Below are 16624 nucleotides of genomic sequence, written 5' to 3'. Positions count from 1 at the left end.
ATTTGAAATCCTAATATCAGAATATTATGTCACGCAAAAAGATTATATTATTAGCCGTAGCAGTAGTAGTTGTTGTTCTGCTGCTAATACCCTTTCTTAAGAAGAAACCGGCACCAACTGCAAGTGTTAAGGCTGCTACGCCAGTTGTTGCTACAATCCTTAACTCAGTTAGTGCTACAGGTACTGTAGAACCAATCGAACAGGTTGAAGTAGGTACACAGGTGTCAGGTATCGTTGACAAGGTGTATGTTGAGTACAACTCAGTAGTAAAAAAAGGACAACTGCTTGCAGAGATTGACAAGAGTACCCTTAAGGCAAGATTGCTGCAATCAAAAGCAAGTATGGCTGCTGCGGAGAATGAGCTGACTTACCAGACTCAAAACTTCAACAGGACTAAGAAGCTTGCTGAAGCTGAGATGGTAAGTGAAACTGAGTATGAAAGTGCATTGTACAAACTAAACAATGCCAAGACTACTGTTGACAGGCTCAAATCGGAAGTTGAACAGGCCGAAGTAAACCTCTACTATGCAGAGATTTACTCACCTATCGATGGAGTTGTACTTGATAAGGTTGTAGAGGTAGGACAAACAGTAGCTGCAAGTTTTAACACCCCAACCATGTTTACAATTGCCAAAGACCTTAAACAAATGCAGGTTGAGGCTGCAGTAGATGAAGCTGATATCGGTCAGGTTGCAGAAGGACAAAGGGTAGAGTTTTCTGTTGACGCTTATCCCGGAGAAATATTTACCGGTACTGTTACACAGGTGCGTCTTATGCCTGTAACCAACAATAATGTTGTTACCTATACCGTAATTATTGATGCTCCAAATCCTGAATTAAAGCTGAAACCGGGTCTTACAGCGGTCGTGACTATTATTACAAGTGAGAAGCACGACGTGTTGACAATACCACAATCAGCTATTGGCTTAATGATAATGCCTGAAAGTCTTCCTGGCTTTGAAATAGTACCTCCTTCAATGCAGCAAGGACCTCCAAAACGTGGATCAAGTCTGGTTTGGATTAAGGAAGGTAATAAGCTTCAGGCTAAGTTTGTTGAAACAGGTGTTTCTGATAGGGCAAACGTTGAGGTATTGGGCGGTATAGCTGAGACTGACTCAATAGTGATTTCCGTTGGTTCTACTTCTAACTCTATGCCAATGGAAGGATTCAGTAGTCCATTTATGCCTGGTCCTCCTAGAAGGAGATAATGCAACGAACAGCAAACTAAATTGCTAATAATGAAGAATATCACAATAGAAACAGTTGATCTGAAAAGGGACTTTGTAGTAGGTAGTGAGACAGTTCACGCCCTCAAGGGAGTTTCAATTCAGATCAGGGAAGGGGAGTTCGTCTCAATAATGGGTAGCAGCGGTTCGGGTAAGTCCACCATGCTTAACCTGCTTGGATGCCTCGACCGCCCGTCGGCGGGCGAGTATTACCTGGATAATATCCCGGTAGCAGGTATGAGCAAGGATGAGCTGGCAGACATCAGGAATACCAAGATAGGATTTGTATTTCAGTCCTTTAACCTGTTGGCCCGTACCAGTGCACTGGAGAATGTCGAACTTCCGCTTATGTACAACTCAAAGTTTAATGCCCGCCAAAGAAAGGAACTGGCTGTGCATGCACTTGAGATGGTAGGTCTGGCAAATCGTATGTCACATACACCTTCACAATTGTCGGGTGGTCAGCAACAACGGGTTGCCATAGCCAGAGCCCTTATTAACGATCCGGTAATGATACTTGCTGATGAGGCAACGGGTAACCTTGACTCAAAGACATCCTATGACATTATGGCTCTGTTTCAGGAGCTTAACAGGAAGGGCAAAACAATAGTCTTCGTAACCCACGAGCCGACTATTGCTGAGTTTACCGGTAGAATAATAACTTTGAAGGACGGGTTAGTGATCTCTGATGCACCGGTTAGTGAACCAAAGGATGCACGGGAATGGATTGAAATGCAGAAAAGCGAATCACAATGAAATTACTCAACCTGATAGTAATAGCCTTAAGGGCTATGTCGCGTAACAAGATGCGCACCTTCCTGACTATGCTCGGGATAATCATCGGTGTTGCCTCTGTTATCAGTATGCTTGCCATAGGCCAGGGATCAAAGGAGAGCATTGAAAGGCAAATCTCTGATATGGGAGCAAATATGATAAATATATTCCCCTCAAGTGGACAGCAGGGGGGAGTTAGGATGGATGCTTCATCCATGCAGCTTTTGACTGTGAAGGATGCTGAGAATATAAAAGCAAAAGCAAAGTATGTAGCTGGGGTTTCCCCACTGGTTAGTGGATCAGGACAGGCTGTTGCAGGAGCAAACAACTGGCCAACGTCTATTCAGGGGGTTGGAGAGGATTTCCTTGAAATTCGTAAGCTGAAACTTGCCGAGGGTAGTGTTTTCAGCGACCATGATGTGAAGGTTGCCGCCAAAGTGTGTATCATCGGTAAAACAGTTGTTACAAACCTGTTTCCCAATGATCCGCATCCAATCGGAAAGACTATCCGATTCAACAAGATACCTTTAACAGTGATTGGGGTACTTGAAGAAAAGGGAACCAATACCTTTGGTCAGGATCAGGATAATATCATGCTGGCTCCTTATACCACTGTTCAAAAGCGTGTATTGGCTATCAACTATGTTCAGTCTATCTATGCTTCTGCTGTTAGTGAGGCAGATACCGAACTTGCAGTAGCTGAAATAGAGTCAATTCTTCGTGAGAATCCCAAACTGGTTTCCAAGGGAATGCCCCAGTTTGATGTCCGCTCACAAAAGGAGATAAGCACCATGCTTAGCTCAACAAGTCAGATGCTGACCATGCTGCTTGCAGCTATTGCAGGTATCTCACTTCTGGTTGGAGGTATTGGTATTATGAATATTATGTTTGTATCTGTAACCGAACGTACACGTGAGATCGGTCTTAGGCTTGCAGTTGGAGGTAAGGGTAGAAATATTCTGACCCAGTTTCTGATGGAAGCTGTGATAGTCAGTATAGGTGGTGGATTGATTGGAATATTGCTGGGAGTTGGTGTTTCCTCTTTGATTGGAAAACTTGCTTCATGGCCTATTTCAGTTTCAAATTCATCAATAATACTTTCTTTTGCAGTATGTACGATAATAGGTGTCTTCTTTGGATGGTATCCTGCCCGTAAGGCCTCAGCTCTCGATCCTATAGAGGCATTGAGATATGAATAATAACGAGTAGAAGAGTATGTAATGGGCACAATGAATAGGCAACAAATTATAAGAAGTGTTGCAATACACTTGGTTTTCTGGATATTCTGGTTTATTGCACCCATCCTGTTTTCTTCAGGAGAGAGGGGATTCAGACTTCCGGAGCATCCTGGTTACTATTTCAGATCCATTTTTACAATAGGACTCTTCTATCTCAACTACTTTTGGATAATAGAGAGGTCTCTGTTTCAGCACAAAGTTGTACGTTTTGTACTGATGAATGTTGTACTGTTGACCTTGGTAACAGGCTTTGAACTAATTCAGCAGGCATTTTTCCACCCGGGCGGAAGACCGGGTGGAGCTGCTGATCTTACCCAGAACATGAGGCCACCTATTTTCCTTATGTTGATGGGGATATTCTTTTCCTATATTTTTATTATCAGTATTGCAGTGGCAATCAGAACCACCACTAGGTGGATTAAGCTCGATGACCAGAGGAAGACGCTTGAAAACGAAAATCTTAAGTCCGAGCTCAACAACCTGAAAATGCAGCTTAACCCGCATTTCTTCTTCAATACCCTCAACAATATCTATTCGCTTATACAGATTGCTCCTGAAAGGGCTCAGGAGGCGGTTCACAGGCTGGCCAGGCTGATGCGATATCACCTGTATGAGACAAATTCAGAAAAAGTATCCCTGAAAGGGGAGATTGAGTTTGTCGATAATTACATATCTTTAATGAAGATGAGGTCCACCTCCCTACTGGATGTGAAGTTTAATTATAGTATCGAGGATAATGAGGCCCGTATAGCTCCGTTGCTTTTCGTTCCGCTGATTGAAAATGCTTTTAAGTTTGGTATCAGCAATGACGTCAGTTCTGAAATCCTGATAGAAATCAGCGAGTTGAGAAACGAAGTGGTAATGACAGTTCAAAATACCATATTTGATAACCCTGAAGCAATACCTGGTCATTCAGGAATAGGACTGGAGAATCTACGCAAGCGTCTATCGCTGATCTATCCGAATGCTCATGAATTTAGAGCAGAAAGTGTTGGTGACAAGTTCATGGTATTGCTTAGGTTAAAGCTTGGATAAAACCAGATTCTGATGACAATAAACTGCCTGATCGTTGATGATGAACCATTGGCTGCCGATCTGATAGAGAGTTATGTAATTAAAACTCCCTTTCTGAATGTTGTAGGCAAGTGTAATAGTGCATTTCAGGCAATGAAGGTAATGGGGGAGACCAAGGTAGATCTTATCTTTCTTGATATTCAGATGCCCGGACTAACGGGACTGGAGTTTTCCCGCTCCCTGCAAAATGAGGTAAAGGTCATTTTCACTACGGCCTACAGTCAGTTTGCCCTTGACGGTTTCAAAGTCAATGCAATAGACTATCTTGTCAAGCCATTTAACTACACAGAGTTCCTTGCTGCTGCCAATAAGGCAAGGGAGTGGTTTACCCTGCTTAAGGGACCACAAATGCAGGCAGAAAAGAATTCACCTGAGGCTATAATGTTGAAAGCCGATTCAAGGCTTATAGCAGTTGAGCTTAAATCCATCCTATATGTTGAAAGTATGGGGGACTATGTCAAGGTGTACTGCAACGATAACGATAAACCTATCATTACTCAGATGACGATGAAGGCTCTGGCTGAAAAACTACCGGCTGAGGACTTCTTCAGGGTACACCGCTCATATATAGTAAATGTCAATATGGTGAAGACTATTGAGCGTAACCGCATAATCTTTGGCAAAAACTATATTCCTATCTCTGATTCTGCCAAGGATGATTTCTTCAAACTGCTTAACGACAGGTTTTTGATGTAGGACTAGACATGTTTCCTGCAGTGGACCCAGGAACCGGGGGGTGGCATGGAACTTACAACAGGTCTAGGGTGTATCCGGATTGAAACCATGACAAAAATCATTATAAGTGGTGATTGTATAGGATTGATTTGTCTGTTATTTTTGCGCATTAGAATTTACAGGCAAATATGTGGTTTTTCAGGAAGAAGAAGGAGATTGTAAAGGAGGAGACGGTTGCCGAAACGGTGATTTATTTTGGGACCCATACAGGTAATTCCCAGTTTCTTGCCAAAAAACTTTCACGTTTACTTACAGAAAAAGAAGTGCCTTGCAGTGTTGAGAGCCTTGCCAAGGTCAGGGCGTCTGATCTTGCAAATCAAAAGAAGGTAATGTTCGTTGTCAGTACTTACGGAGAGGGAGAAGCTCCTGCCAATGCAGTGGACTTTGTTAAAAGCCTTGGTGATGCTCAGGATCTTTCTCACCTGGAATATTCTGTTTGTGCACTTGGTGATACTTCTTTTGAAGATTACTGTGCTACAGGAAGATATATTGACAACAGACTTGCCGAACTTGGAGCTAAAGCAATAGTGCCAAGAGCTGAATGTGATGTCGAGTTTGATAAACCCGCAAGTGAGTGGATGCAAAAGGTTGTGGAGGTAGTAGCTTCGGCACACTCAGTGACCGGAAAGGCGGGTTCTCTCCGGCAGGTCAAGGGACTGGTGGCTTCGACAAGCTCAGCCACCGGAGAAGCAGGCTCAGCAGCCAGTAAGAGGCGCTATAAGGCGCGTCTTACAAATCACTACAGGTTAAGTGATCACTTATCTACACGTGAGGTTTTTCATCTTGTATTTGAGAGTGAAGAGTTCGATTATAAACCCGGTGATTCGGTTGGCTTTATTCCTGCAGACCTGTTTAAGAATGCCGAGATAAAGGACCGACGTCCACGTTATTATTCTATTGCTTCTTCACCGCTGGAGGTTAAAAACGGTTTTCATATAACAGTGAGGACCCATGATCTTGGGATTATCTCACCCGGGCTCAATCACCTGCTACAGGTAGGAGATGAGATTGAATTTATACATCTTTCATCGGGATCCTTCAGTCTGGACAATAGCGGTGAGTCAGTTATACTTGTTGCTGCCGGGGTTGGGATTGCTCCTTTCCGTAGTTTTATTCGCCATAATGCAGCCCTACATAACCAGCGAAAGCTATGGTTACTCTATGGTGACCGGGATTCAGAAATAGATTACCTGTACAAGGATGAGTGGAGGGATCTTCTTGACCGAGGTGCTTTACAACGTATGGATGTTGCTTTCTCAAGAAGCTTGAACCCACGCTATGTTCAGGATGTGCTACATGAATGCCGCAGAGATGTTTGTGAATGGATCAGAAATGGAGCCTCAGTGTATGTCTGCGGTTCCCGTTCTATGGGTGCTGATGTAAGGTCCTTCTTCGATGAATTAAGGCAGGAAGAGGCTTTGGATGTCGAAATCCCATACTTTGAGGAGCTCTTCTAGTCCCCTAACTGACTACTGGTAGATTTTCTTTATATTTGATTATTCAATCCCTCAGTATGTCCACAATACAGCAAAGCCTCAGAGATTATTTTGGGTATGATACTTTCAGACCAGGTCAGGAGCAGGCTGTCAACATCCTGCTTGAAGGCCGATCAGCTGCAGCAATCTTTCCTACAGGTTCCGGAAAATCTCTTATTTACCAGCTGGCGGCTTTGCATCTTCCACATCTTACACTAGTGGTATCCCCACTACTTGCACTAATTAGTGACCAGCTGGAAGCAATGGAACGGTATGGCATTCCAGCCGCCAGAATTGACTCTACCCTTGATCACAGGGAAACTGTAAAAATTCGTGAGAAGGTTGTGAAGGGTGAGATAAAGGTGCTGATGGTTTCCGTAGAGAGATTTAAGAATGAAAATTTTAGGAATTTTCTGTCCGGTGTCAGCGTCTCCCTGCTTGTGGTGGACGAAGCCCACTGTATCTCCGAGTGGGGGCATAATTTCAGACCCGACTACCTAAAGCTGCCTCACTACAGAAAGGAATTCAGAATACCACAGGTCTTACTGCTTACAGCAACAGCTACACCCCAGGTTATTGAGGATATGTGCGGTCGCTTTGAGATACACCGGAAAGATGTTGTAATAACCGGTTTTTACAGGCCAAACCTGCATCTGGATGTAGCTCCCGTTGCCCAGGCAGACAAGGGCGAGAAGCTGGTCGAGATCCTGGAAAAAGCCGGTAGTGAATCAGCCATAGTATATGTGACCCTGCAAAAGACTGCTGAAGATGTTGCAGCCTTCCTGCGTAGCAGAGGGATAACGGCAGCTGCCTATCATGCGGGTATGAACAAGGCAGATCGTGAACTTATTCAGAATGCCTTTATGTTTGGCCAGATCCCTGTGATTGTTGCTACGATAGCCTTTGGAATGGGTATAGATAAACCTGATATCCGTTATCTGATTCATTACGACCTGCCCAAATCTCTTGAGAGTTACAGTCAGGAAATAGGTCGCGCAGGCCGTGACGGACATCCTTCACAGTGCATATTACTTGGTAATACAAATGCTGTTAATATCCTTGAAAACTTCGTGTATGGCGATACCCCCGAGCGCCCTGCAGTAAGGGCGCTCATAGCTGAGATAGCTTCTGCCGGCAAAAGATGGGAGATGAGCATACTAAAGCTTTCCAATACCTTTAATATTCGTCAGCTTCCTCTAAAGACTCTTCTTGTTTATCTTGAGATGGAGGACTTCCTGAGGCCACTATACAGTTATTATGCCTCGTACCGCTTTCGTTTCCTGACTGACAGTGGGCAGATCCTGGAGAAATTTGATGGCGAACGTCGTGAGTTTCTGAAGGCTGTCTTTGATCTGTCGAAAAAAGCAAGACTATGGGTTACTGTTGATTTTGAAGCTATATTGGCACAGTACCCTGCTGATCGTAGCAGGGTAGTTGCTGCCCTGGACTACCTGAGTAGCCAGGGCTATATCGAACTGGAAGTTTCTGACCTAATCGAGGTTTATGAGGTTAACAGTGAAGTAGCTGCACCGGATGCACTTGCCACCCTTATTTATTCGCGCTTTGAGGCCAGGGAAGGGGTTGAGATGCAAAGGCTAAAGAATATGGTTGCATTCTTTGAGGGAGACAGATGTCTGTCAAAAGCTCTTTCTGAATACTTTGGAGAGACCACAGATTGGGAAAGCTGCGGCCATTGTTCTGTTTGCCTTGACGGATCAAGAAAGCTTGTCAATGACCTTCATCTGGAGCCTCTGACTCCGGGTATTGTAAAAGATAAACTACAGGAATTGCTTGTAAGCCATGGTGATGCGGGTTTTTCACCGCAGAGTCTTGCACGTTTCCTTTGTGGAATCTACACACCTCTGTTTGGTAAGCTCAGATTGTCTTCAGTGCCGGGTTTTGGTGCACTTGAAAACTACCGTTATGATGAGGTACTGAGGCTTTGTACCTCTCTTTAGCCCATTCTGCTTTTATAGTCGTGATAGTCAAAGCTGCGCAGGATCTTCAGCCCATTGTTGTCATTCCACAAGCCTATAGAAGGGTGGGGTACCCCGTTAAACATAGTTGTCTTAACGATAGTGTAGTGGATCATATCCTCAAAAACTATCTTGTCGCCAACCCTGAGAGGCTGGTCGAATGACCAGTCACCAATAAAATCACCTGCAAGACAGCTGTTTCCTCCCATGCGATAGGTTGGTTTACCTTCCACCGGTTCATGATAAGCACCCCTGATTCTTGGCTTATATGGCATTTCAAGGCAGTCGGGCATATGAGCAGTAAAGGATACATTGAGTATGGCAGTCCTGATACCGCTATTCTCAACAATATCGACTACTTCGGAGACAAGTACTCCTGTCTCCCAGGCAAAGGCACTCCCGGGTTCGAGTATAATATCGAGATTCCACTTTTGCTTGAAGTCCTTGAGAAGGGCTATCAGGTGTTCTACGTCATAATCCTTACGAGTCATAAGGTGACCTCCACCCATATTGATCCATTTTGCCTGTTGCAGATAGGGAGCAAGCTTCTCCTCAATAGCCCTGAGAGTCTTTTCGAGACTATAGGAGCTTGATTCGCAGAGAGAATGGAAGTGTATGCCTTCGATTTCTTCAGGGAGTCTTTCTGGCATCTTTTCCAGGGCAACACCCATTCTTGATCCCGGTGAGGATGGGTTGTACAGGTCGGTTGCTACCTCACTGTAGCCATGGTTGATTCTTACTCCAAGTGATATCTTCCTGTCAAAGCTTTTTACCATGGGCAGGAAGCGTTCAAACTGACTGAAGGAGTTGAATGTGATGTGGCTGCTGTACTGCATAATGCCGGGGAAGTCCCGCTCAGTATAGGCAGGTGAATAGGTATGTGCCAGGGTTCCCATCTCCTCATAGGCCAGACGGGCCTCGTGGATACTACTGGCTGTTGAGTAAGGAATGTACTCCCTAACAATAGGAAATACCGGCCAGAGGCTGAAAGCCTTAAATGCCAGTATTATATCAACTCCGGCCCTTTCTTTGACCGATTTAATCAGTTCAAGATTCTTACGAAATAAATGCTCATCAAGTACATAGCAGGGTGAAGGCACCTGCATGATATCAATCCCCATTATTGTCAGTTTAAATCAGCCGCAAATATACAGCTAATTTCCTTCAACCAGGTACTCTTTGAGTTTATCAGTCTGAGGATTGGCGAAAAGCTGATCGGGATCACCCTGTTCGATAATCTTACCATCCGACATAAACACAACATGGTCGGCCAGTCTAACAGCCTGACGCAGTACGTGAGTTACCAGTATGATAGTATAGTGCTTTTTAAGCCTGCGGAACAGTTCCTCGATAGTCTTACTGGAAATTGGGTCAAGAGCCGATGTTGGTTCGTCTGCAAGAATAATCTGAGGCTTTACTGCAAGCCCCCTTGCCAGGCAGAGACGTTGCTGCTGTCCGATTGACAAACTGTGAGCAGGTTTGTTAAGCCTGTTCTTGACCTCTTCCCACAGGCCAACCTCTTCGAGGTTTCGTTGGACACTAAACTGTATCAGCTTTTTGTCACGCACTCCTTTGAGTTTGATACCATAAGCTACATTCTTGTATATAGACATAGGCAGAGGGAAAGGACGCTGTGACAAAAGCCCCATTTTTCTGCGGATTGCAGGCACGTTTTTGTTTGTGTTCAAGATATCGTCACCGTCAATAACAATACTACCACTTACCTGCAGCTCCTTATATAGGTCTGTAAGCTTGTTCATGCACTTGAGCAGAGTAGTCTTACCGCAACCTGAGGGACCCAGCAGTACAGTTACTTTGTTTTTAGGGATGTCGAGGTTGATATCCTTTAGTATATGGTGGTCTTCAGCATAGACATTCAGATCTCTAATCTGCAGTACTGTTATGAATTCCTTCCTGGGTTCAATTTTTTGTTCCACCAGTTCTTCAGTCATTGTATCAATATTTAGGTAGCTCATGGTTGTCTTAGTTTACGTTAGACTTAGTATATCTGTGCGACAGTGATCTGGCTGCCAGACTGATAATCAGTATAAGAATGGTAAGGATGGCCGCAGAAGCATAGGCACGTTCACGTACTTCGGGTATGGGGGAGCCCAATTGGAAGAATACTGCCAGGGGCAGTGTGGCAGCCGGTTCGTCGAGAGTGACCGGGATCAGGTCGGTATAACCGGCTGTAAACAGCACAGCAGCAGCATCACCGATGCCTCTTGCAAATGAAAGCAATACTGCAGTTATAAAACCGGAAAAGCCCTGTTTGAACATCACCTTGAAGGCCATCTCGCTACGTGTTGATCCCAGAGCCAGTGAGGCTTCGTGCAGACCCTTTGGAATGGTACTCAGCACATCATCGAAGGTTCTGACCATAATTGGTGAAATAAGCAGGGCTACGGTAATAATACCTGCTATCAATGATGAATTCATACCTACAAAAAGCATCAGTGTGAAGCCGAAAGCTCCGTACACGATGGGCGGGATGCCCCAGAGGGCATCCAGCAGATATCTTACTACATTCTGTGCCTTCTTATTTGTAACAAGGTGAACATTTATATACAGGGCTGCCGGTGCTCCTATTAAAATTGCTATTAGGGTCGAGCCCAAACCGATATATAGAGAACCCACAATGGCATTAAGCACACCACCACCTCCTCCGTAGTAATAACCTCCCTTTGGGGTTTGGGTGATCATTTCAAGGTTGAGAGCACCAAAGCCTTTTACAAATATAATCAGCAGAATAAAAGCCAGTATCGCAATCAGCGAATATGAGGCTGTGGCTGAGAGAGCTCTGAAGAATCTTTCTTCAAGTTTCTTTGCTTTCATAGCTTCTGGGTTTTGTGGATTAGATAACGGAATCCAAGGTTGATAACCAGAATAATGACCAATAACAAGAGGGCAGCAAACATAAGAGCTGCGTCATACATGGGTATTGATAGCATTTCCCCGTAGTTGTTTGCAATCAGTGCCGGAAGTGGGTAACCGGCATCGAAGGGATTGGCAGTTACCAGTATCCTGTTGCCTACCACCATCATCACTGCAATGGTTTCACCAATAGCCTTGGCAAAGGACAATCCAAAGGCAGACACGATACCGGGTCTGCTGTGGCGGATTACCACATGTTTGATTGACTCCCAATAGGTAGCACCAAGTGAAAGGGAGGCTTCCCTTGTACCCTTGGGCACAGTCCTGAAAAACTCAATAAGCATATTGAGCATATAGGGTATGCACATGATTCCAAGTACTATACCACCCGACAATATCGAGTACCCGGTCGTCTTCTCCCCAAAGAGAGGTCCAAGATGTTTTGAGATAAAGGGGACTATCACCAGGATACCCCACACCCCATAGATAACCGATGGCAGTCCTGCAAGGATATCAATCACGGGATGGATGATGCGCACGAATCTTTTGGATGCATACTCTGTAAGATGAATAGCCGCAAAAAGGCAAAAAGGAGCGCTTAGCACAAAGGCTATAAGGGTGACATAAAGCGTACTTGATATATAAGGCCAGAAGCCAAAATTGCCTTTGTGGGGAGACCATTCTGACGATGTGATCAGTTGCCAGAGCGAATGCTCCTCAAGTATTGGAATAGATTTATAATACAGTCCAGCTCCTATAATAATAGGCAAAAGCAGGATGGTTATCAGTGAGAGAACCATCCATGATCCTGTTATTCTGTCAACTAACCTTCTACGTAAATGCATTTTACTCTTCCAGCTTTTTCAGATAATTGTCAATAGCATTCTGTGTGATGGGCACAAAGCCTGTTTCGGGTACATACTGCTGTCCTTCAGTCAATGCCCATTTAAGGAAATCGATTACCACCTTTTTCTGTGGTTTGCCTTTGGCAACCAGATAGAGTTCCCTAGATGGTGGAGAAGGGTATACTCCGCTGGCTATTGCATCCAGCACTGATTCAAAGGAACCGTAAAAGTCTTCCTCGGGATCTATCTGACCGTTTTCGTTGATGTCGATGGGAACTACTTCAAGACCGGGACGCTTGCCTCCGGTATTGATATCATAGACATAGATTGTATTGTTGAATCCAAAGCCCAGTTGGTCTTTTGCAGTGGTTTCGGCCAGACCTGGATCACCAAAGATACCTATGCCTAGCAGGTCTTCCTGCTTTCCGCCGAGGTATTTGGCCCAAGTTTCAGCAGCACCGCAGGCGTCAGACCTGGTGTAGAGAGCTATTGGTTCACCGTTCTCAACACCCAGAAGCTGCCCCCAGTTGGTTATAGTACCATCAATATATATTGCACGGAACTCATCTCGGGTCAAACCCCTTTGCTTGATAATATCCACATAGGGATTGTCAATATTAATGTCGGGCACTACAGCATCTATTACCAGACCTACATACCAGGTACCCTGTTCAAGTTCGACCGGAGTGATTTCCCTTGAGAACATGCCCAGATCAACAACACCTGCCAGAGCGTCTGCCAGACCTTTACCGGCACCACCGCCTGAAATATTAAACCTGACTTCCGGATGTAGTTTCTGGTATTCTTCAGCCCACTTTACCACCATTGGATAGATGGCGAAGGCTCCGGATATGGATATTGTATTATCCTTTTTTTCTTTGGATACACATGCCGTGACTAATAGTGCCGGCAATAGAAGACTTAGGAGAATGGCCTTTTTCATTGCGTTAATTTGTTTGGTTTTACTTGAGTTATTGTTACAGTTAGCAAGCGGGAAAACTCTTTTTTGTTACAATTTTCTTGGCCTCGCACCTTGATTCCAAATTGTGAAATTTGGATATGTAAAGTTACGGTGTTCTATCATCCTCATAAAGCGGTATTTATACCCATTTAGTTAAGAGGTGGTTGGTTGCTGAAATTTGATACTACAAAAAAGCGAATTTGCAGATCTTCGTTCTATACCTGAAATGTGGTATTTTGATTAACATAATAAGGGGAAAGCAGGTCCTGGAGCAGGCCGGAGACTGGGATACCGGCCGGGAGGAAACAAAATATTAAGTGTGTATTACAATAAATAGTAATTTTACAAGGTCGCGGTAAGGTTAATCTCCCGGTAGGGATTAACCTTAGAAAACCGGATATGGACACAAACATTTAATATGGAATTTTTAATACTAGGAGTACTAATACTTTTAAACGGTTTTTTTGCCTTATCGGAGATTGCTTTGGTTTCAGCTAAGAGATCAGCTCTTGAGCAGTCCAAAAAGGAGGGCAGTTATGGTGCCGGTATAGCATTGAAGCTGCTTGAAAACTCCGAGGGCTTCCTTTCAGCTGTTCAGGTTGGTATAACTTTGATCGGTATTATAACCGGTATGTACGGTGGTATGGCCCTGGCAGACAACATTGCACCTTTTTTCGATCAGTTTGATGCAACAAGGGCCTATAGCCATGAATTATCATTTGGACTCACTGTGGTTACTATTACCTATGTGTCGATTGTTATCGGTGAACTTGTGCCTAAGACTGTTGCCCTGAGCAATTCAAACAAGGTGGCCAGGATAGTAGCCCCCTTTATATTTTACTTTAGCAAGGCCTTTTATCCCTTTGTATTACTGCTCTCTGCATCAACCAATTTTATAAATGGAATCCTTGGTATTAGAAAACATCCGGATACTCTGACGGAGTCGGAACTCCGTCAGCTTATCAAGAGTGCATCGCGGGAAGGAGTGATTGACAAGGGGCAGGACAATATTCACGAGCGCATCTTTTATTTCGCAGAAAAGAAAGCCAAGCACCTAATGACTCACCGCACTGATATCGAATGGATCGATTTGGATGAGGATGAAAACAGTATTAAGGAACAATTGCTAAAGTCCAAGCACAGCAAGATAATTTGTTGCAGGGGTGAGCTTGACAACTTTGTGGGCTTTATCATGACAAGGGATTATTATAAAGCCCTTTACAACAAGCAGAAAATCAAGCTGCAAAGTCTGATGAAAGAGCCTGTTGTTGTGCCTGAAAATACCGATGCCAACAAGGTACTCAATATCCTTAAGGAGGAGGCTTATCACCTTTGCTTTGTTGTGAATGAGTACGGAGGCTTTGAGGGTATTATCACAATGCATGATATACTTGAAAACTTCCTGGGCCCTATTCCTGATGAATGGGAGTCGCATGAGCCGGATGTGTTCGTTCGTGACGATAAATCAATACTTATCAGTGGTGATGCACCAATTGAGACTCTTGCCGAACTGTTGGAAGACTTCGAATTGGATTTTGAGAAGATAGACTATTCTACAGTGGCTGGTTTTGTATTCAGTCTTATAAATAAGATTCCTCAGGTGGGAGATAAAATAGAATATGGTGAGTACCTTATAGAAATAGTTGACGTGGATATCAACAGAATCGACAAGATACTTGTAACAAGGAAACCTCAGGTTTAATTACATGCTCTTTTTAAACTGTATTGAGGACTATGTTGCTTTTCTGCCTATAGTCTTCATATTTATCATGTATCCATAGATGGCTTAAGCCCGCATGGATCTATCTTATTGAATTATTTGAACTTTCCCGGATTTGTGTTCGATTTCTTGGCAGTTAGATCGTAAGTGTACGGATGTTGTACAGTAACGTACATTTTTGCGCTTTTGAGGCAGACCAGACTTACATTTTTTTGTCCTTGTATATCACTGATAGACAGTGTAATAGAAAAGTACTAGAAAAATATTCTTCAAAAAAAATAATGATCAGAAAGAATTGCACACTTTTTGGGACCACCGTATCTTTAGAGGACTGATCCTAAAGTAGACGGTTGCCTGAAATTAAAATGTTTTGAATTGTAACTATACAGGAAATAAACCGTTATATATATTTAAAATGCAGTCCCGGTAAGGGCAGCACTCTCAAAAAAGGGGATGCCCGACAGAATTAAGTAATAATTAATAACCGGAGGAAATAAAGATGAAAAAAGGTAAAGCGTTTTTAGTTCTGCTTCCCACCATCCTGCTATGGACTGCTGCAACAAACGGTTTTGCACAGGAGGATGACAATGATATTGCACATCTGTTTTACAGTGTTTCAGACAACTTAACTGTAGCTGTTGATACCAGCATGCAGGTTAAGCCCTGGATGATTTCGGAGAACCTTACCGAGAAAGTTGACAATACCGGTAGTATACTTCAGGATTGGATGTTTGGTGAAGCGTACAGCGAAAAGCTGATAAGGATAGAAGGCTGGATGTTTGATCTTGGTATGGGTGAAACCAATGAGTATATCCACGATGAAGGTAGCAGTCTTGTAAACTGGATGCTAGGTTATGATATTTCCATACTTACTGAGAGAGTAAGACGTGGTGCAGAGCTTGAAGTTTTAGAAGAATGGATGTTAGATTTTGCACATGCAGGATCTATAATTGAAGAAGATCTGAACATGGATCTGGAAGACTGGATGTTTAATAATGACTACAGGGAAAATCTTGATGATTGTGATTTTGAACACTGGATGGTAGAAGGTTTTTAATAGATAGGTTTATTTAATAAATTATTACGGCAGCCGAGAGGCTGCCGTAATTGTTTTATACTAGGTCGCATGCATCAGCAGGCATCCAGTGTGCATCTTTGCCATCCCATTTGACATTACAGCCGATGGGATTTGTAGCCTCAAACGGTGGCTTCTTTCCATTTACCAATGCATCAAGTACGATGTCAAGAGTATTTTCCTTCATCCTGGAAGTATCCCTTGGCGAGTCAACTCCGCGACCGGTGTAGACCAGTTCCCTCTTTTCATTGAATACATAAAAGTGTGGTGTACGTAGTGCACCGTATGCCAGAGCTATATCCTGACTTTCGTCGTGCAGGTAGACCCAAGGAAACTTATGTTCTTCCATGCGCTTCACCATGTTGGGGAAGCTGTCCTCCTCATAGGTGTTTTTGCTATTGGAGTTGATAGCAACAAACTTTACATCGTGTGAGGCATACTTATTGGCAGTAGCCCTTGTAACCTCGTCTGAACCGATTACATAAGGACAGTGATTGCATGTGAAGAATATAACAAGCCATTTGTTTTTAAAATCACTTAGTGAATAGGTCTTTCCGTCAGTGGCCGGCAGTGTGAAAGCCGGCGCTTTGTCTCCGATTTGAAGTGTAAATGCCATAGTTTTCGTATTTTAGTTGTTCCATTAATATTAAA

Annotated in this window: 15 protein-coding genes; 9 read left to right on the top strand and 6 right to left on the bottom strand. The window is 43.7% G+C overall.

Translation table 11 applies throughout. The features are described from left to right. Positions 1–26 precede the first annotated feature (26 nt). From M9189_RS08470 to M9189_RS08440, 7 genes are all read left to right on the top strand, one after another. On the top strand, positions 27–1208 hold the full coding sequence (locus M9189_RS08470) for an efflux RND transporter periplasmic adaptor subunit (protein WP_250722341.1): 1182 nt from the start codon (positions 27–29) through the stop codon (positions 1206–1208). A gap of 30 nt (positions 1209–1238) precedes the next feature. Further along, entirely contained in the window at positions 1239–1982 is a 744-nt protein-coding gene (locus tag M9189_RS08465) for an ABC transporter ATP-binding protein (protein ID WP_250722340.1), read from the top strand. Next, positions 1979–3199: an ABC transporter permease gene (locus tag M9189_RS08460; RefSeq protein ID WP_250722338.1), complete on the top strand. Its 1221-nt coding sequence runs from the start codon at positions 1979–1981 to the stop codon at positions 3197–3199. The genes M9189_RS08465 and M9189_RS08460 overlap by 4 nt, the downstream gene beginning before the upstream one ends. A gap of 30 nt (positions 3200–3229) precedes the next feature. Beyond that, the gene (locus tag M9189_RS08455; RefSeq protein WP_250722337.1) at positions 3230–4273 is read left to right on the top strand and encodes a sensor histidine kinase; all 1044 of its coding nucleotides are present in this window, start codon (positions 3230–3232) and stop codon (positions 4271–4273) included. A 12-nt stretch (positions 4274–4285) separates the two neighbouring features. Then, a complete protein-coding gene (locus M9189_RS08450) occupies positions 4286–5008 on the top strand; it encodes a LytR/AlgR family response regulator transcription factor (RefSeq protein WP_250722336.1) in 723 nt (240 codons plus the stop codon). A 167-nt stretch (positions 5009–5175) separates the two neighbouring features. Next, positions 5176–6504, top strand: coding sequence for a flavodoxin domain-containing protein (locus M9189_RS08445; RefSeq protein WP_250722334.1), 1329 nt, complete (start codon positions 5176–5178; stop codon positions 6502–6504). 56 nt (positions 6505–6560) lie between these two features. Continuing rightward, positions 6561–8480 carry a RecQ family ATP-dependent DNA helicase gene (locus tag M9189_RS08440; RefSeq protein WP_250722333.1) on the top strand — a complete coding sequence of 640 codons (1920 nt, stop codon included), beginning with the start codon at positions 6561–6563 and terminating at the stop codon, positions 8478–8480. Here M9189_RS08440 and nspC read toward each other — a convergent pair. Genes nspC through M9189_RS08415 form a run of 5 tightly spaced genes read right to left on the bottom strand, consistent with a single transcriptional unit; the run spans position 8477 to position 13160 of the window. Next, positions 8477–9619: a carboxynorspermidine decarboxylase gene (nspC, locus tag M9189_RS08435; RefSeq protein ID WP_250722332.1), complete on the bottom strand. Its 1143-nt coding sequence runs from the start codon at positions 9617–9619 to the stop codon at positions 8477–8479. The two genes, M9189_RS08440 and nspC, sit on opposite strands and share 4 nt — an antisense overlap. 33 nt (positions 9620–9652) lie before the next feature. Then, positions 9653–10474: a phosphate ABC transporter ATP-binding protein gene (locus M9189_RS08430; protein WP_250722330.1), complete on the bottom strand. Its 822-nt coding sequence runs from the start codon at positions 10472–10474 to the stop codon at positions 9653–9655. A gap of 7 nt (positions 10475–10481) precedes the next feature. Further along, positions 10482–11333 carry a PstA family ABC transporter permease gene (locus M9189_RS08425; protein WP_250722329.1) on the bottom strand — a complete coding sequence of 284 codons (852 nt, stop codon included), beginning with the start codon at positions 11331–11333 and terminating at the stop codon, positions 10482–10484. Continuing rightward, entirely contained in the window at positions 11330–12217 is an 888-nt protein-coding gene (gene pstC, locus M9189_RS08420; protein WP_250722327.1) for a phosphate ABC transporter permease subunit PstC, read from the bottom strand. The genes M9189_RS08425 and pstC overlap by 4 nt, the downstream gene beginning before the upstream one ends. 1 nt (position 12218) lies before the next feature. After that, entirely contained in the window at positions 12219–13160 is a 942-nt protein-coding gene (locus M9189_RS08415) for a PstS family phosphate ABC transporter substrate-binding protein (protein ID WP_250722326.1), read from the bottom strand. A gap of 436 nt (positions 13161–13596) precedes the next feature. Between M9189_RS08415 and M9189_RS08410 the strand changes: the two genes are divergently transcribed. Continuing rightward, the gene (locus M9189_RS08410; RefSeq protein ID WP_250722324.1) at positions 13597–14880 is read left to right on the top strand and encodes a hemolysin family protein; all 1284 of its coding nucleotides are present in this window, start codon (positions 13597–13599) and stop codon (positions 14878–14880) included. A 517-nt stretch (positions 14881–15397) separates the two neighbouring features. Continuing rightward, positions 15398–15955 carry a hypothetical protein gene (locus M9189_RS08405; protein WP_250722322.1) on the top strand — a complete coding sequence of 186 codons (558 nt, stop codon included), beginning with the start codon at positions 15398–15400 and terminating at the stop codon, positions 15953–15955. A 55-nt stretch (positions 15956–16010) separates the two neighbouring features. Here the strand turns inward: M9189_RS08405 and M9189_RS08400 are convergent, their stop codons facing one another. Further along, positions 16011–16589: a thioredoxin family protein gene (locus tag M9189_RS08400; protein WP_250722321.1), complete on the bottom strand. Its 579-nt coding sequence runs from the start codon at positions 16587–16589 to the stop codon at positions 16011–16013. Positions 16590–16624 lie beyond the last annotated feature (35 nt).

The organism is Xiashengella succiniciproducens, assembly GCF_023674465.1.
Lineage (GTDB): Bacteria > Bacteroidota > Bacteroidia > Bacteroidales > Marinilabiliaceae > Geofilum > Geofilum succiniciproducens.
This window is presented reverse-complemented; position numbering and strand designations above follow the sequence as displayed.